Origin of the sequence: Bradyrhizobium sp. CSA112, from assembly GCF_029051645.1 — a bacterium.
In the GTDB taxonomy this organism is placed as follows: Bacteria; Pseudomonadota; Alphaproteobacteria; order Rhizobiales; family Xanthobacteraceae; genus Bradyrhizobium.
In genome coordinates, this window is record NZ_JAACFS010000089.1 from 1 (window position 1) to 2708 (window position 2708).

Annotated in this window: 2 protein-coding genes; both read right to left on the bottom strand. The window is 57.6% G+C overall.

The features are described from left to right. Nucleotides 1-174: 174 nt before the first annotated feature. Nucleotides 175-321, bottom strand: a complete 147-nt coding sequence (locus GWE18_RS41725; RefSeq protein WP_190242236.1) for a hypothetical protein — start codon at nt 319-321, stop codon at nt 175-177. Nucleotides 322-1067: 746 nt separating this feature from the next. Then, nucleotides 1068-2708: thioesterase domain-containing protein (locus GWE18_RS41730; protein WP_275191278.1), on the bottom strand; the 1641-nt coding region annotated here is incomplete at its 5' end.

Genomic DNA, 2708 nt, shown 5'->3' on the forward strand with positions numbered 1-2708 from the left:
ATCAGCTTGATGATGTTATCTTTGGACACGGCATATCGCTCCTTCGGTGGAGAAGTGGAGGCTTCAAGCACCCCCACGATATGCCGCCTTCCCGATTCCCACCGTCACCAACTTTCAGCGATAGCTCTACTAAGAACGGTTGCTGGTTATGCATAACTCATCTCTTTGTTAAGGCTAATGTCCCGATGGCGAACTCACAGCCAAAGCGCTCGGCAAACTCTGTTCTTTACGCACCAGCATGCGCTTTTCGGCGCTTGCCATTGATGCCGCCGTACCTTTGCCCTGCTCAGAGACCCCGGCCGAACTGGTGAGCCAGGCCATGTGCTGCCCCTGAACCCAACATGGCCAACGCGTCGGCACGACCATCATTTCGTGGCGTGCCACAGGGCTTTGGCACCCCCGCCCGCAATTTAACGGCATTGGAAGCATGGCTGCGCGCACGATTGTCTGAAATGGGCCCCGATTTTGGGGCCATTTGCTTAGTTGGAAACGGCTGCTCCGTTTGATAGACGGAGCGGATAATGACGACGAAGACGAGACACAGGATCGACGCGACACTGAAGGCAAGGATTGCGCTGGAAACCGTGCGGGAGCAGCGACAGTAGGATCTGTCCCAGCGTTATGAGGTCAGCCCAGACCGGTGGCGCAATCTGACAGCCGGTATCGCCAACACGGTGCTCTCCTGGTGCCGCCGCACCTGGTTGACGGACAACTGCCGCGTAGACATAGGCCAACTTAGCCCGATGCGCCGCCGCGAGCCGTTCGTCAGCGACTTTCGAGCTGATCAGCAGGACCCACCCACTTGCGGACGTATGGGGTACGTGATCGGGGATATGGTGACTCGCCGTTCGGCGATACTCGTTTAGCGCGTCACGGACCTCGTAGCGATGCGATCTTCTTGGGACAACTTATGGACGATGTGAATCGTGTCGTCACAGCTTCTGGCACCCGCGAGTTTGGACATATGCACGCGACGAGCTCTCGAAGGGCTTGAATCGCACGTAGCGTCAAGTTGAGCCGCCATTATCAAGATAAACCTGCCTTCCCAAAGCTAACTGGACAGGCTCCTAGCTCCTCCGGCTAACGCGGGTATCCGGTGAAAACGGGGTGCAGTTCAGCGTGTTTATTGGCGAACCATTCAAGGCTCTCGATAACATGCGCGCCAAAACTTTGCGGTTTTCTGGGTTGCTCATCATCGTTACGTGATTGCCTGGAACTGAAACTGCATGAATGGCCGCCCCACTCAAAACGCGGTCCCAGCCGCGCATGACCGATCTTGCCTCCGGGGCGATTGAGTTTTTGCCCCGCACACGACGACTAGGGAAAGGATCAGCTGCATAAAACTGATGTATCTCAATTGGCAGGGTCGCAGCTCGATACGATCGTAGTGCCCTGTGAAAATAGACATACCTCAAGGCGTTGTCATAGAGATCGCGATCTGAAGCTATGGCCCCAATTTGCTGCGCCTTTTCAAACAACTGAGCAACTGAACTTTGTTCAGAAAGTTTCTCCAGCAATTCGAACCGCTCATCATCTAAAGACTCGAGAGGCTCGAATATCATATCTAATGCTACTTGGGCATCCGACCTGCTCGATGGATTTGCAGGTAATGTGACATCGATGAACGCCATAAATGAGACAGCTTCCCCGCGACTTAGCAAGTGTTTGGCAAGCGCATAAGCCAAGATTGCCCCTGAGGAGTAACCAGCGAAGCGATACGGACCCTGCGGCTGGATCTTTCTGATTGCGAGGATTACCTCCGCGGCGATCGCATCGAGAGCTGGTTGACAAAGTTCATTGAAAGACGGCCATGGCAAAGCATAGATCGGGCAGTCTACATCCATTTCTTTTGCTAAAGTGAGGACATACGAATAATCTCCGTAACCTGTCGGTACAAAGAAGAGTGGCGGTTGAGATCCCGTCGCCTGAACGGGTAGCACTCCAGCTGGATGACGTTGCGGGTCCAACTCAACCCTCGATGCAAGTTCCTTCAGGACAGGAGCCTGGAAGAGATCGGCGGCATTAAACTTCATTCCAAGATTTAGCGCTCGGCTGAGCAACCGCACCGCCAGGAGCGAGTGGCCGCCGAGCTCGAAGAAGTGGTCGTGGCGTCCGACCCGCTCGACCCCGAGAAGCTCCGCCCAGATCTCGGCCAGCGCCGTCTCGATCTCGCCTTGCGGCCGCTCATAGGCGCGATGCGCATAGGCATCATCTTCCGGCGCCGGCAGCGCCTGGCGGTCGAGCTTGCCGTTCACCGTCAGCGGCAGCCCCGCCAGCCGCACGAACGCCGACGGCACCATGTAGTCCGGCAGGCACGCACCTAAGTGCGTGCGCAAGGCGCTGGCAAGGTCAGCGCCATCCAGCTCATCCGATTGAGCTTCGGGCGCACACACCACATAGCCGACGATGTGCTTGTCGCCGGACCGGTCCTGGCGCGCCACCACAACCGCATCGCGCACCCAGGCGTGCTCGCAAAGCCGTGCGGCGATCTCGCCCGGCTCGATGCGGAAGCCACGGATCTTCACCTGGTCGTCGTTGCGGCCCAGGAACTCCAGATTGCCGTCGGGCAGATAGCGCGCCAGGTCGCCGGTCCGGTACAGCCGATCGCCGTCCACAAAGGGACTGGCGATGAACCGCTCCGCCGTCAGATCGGCACGGTTCAGATAGCCACGCGCAACCCCCGCCCCGCCGATGTAAAGCTCACCCAC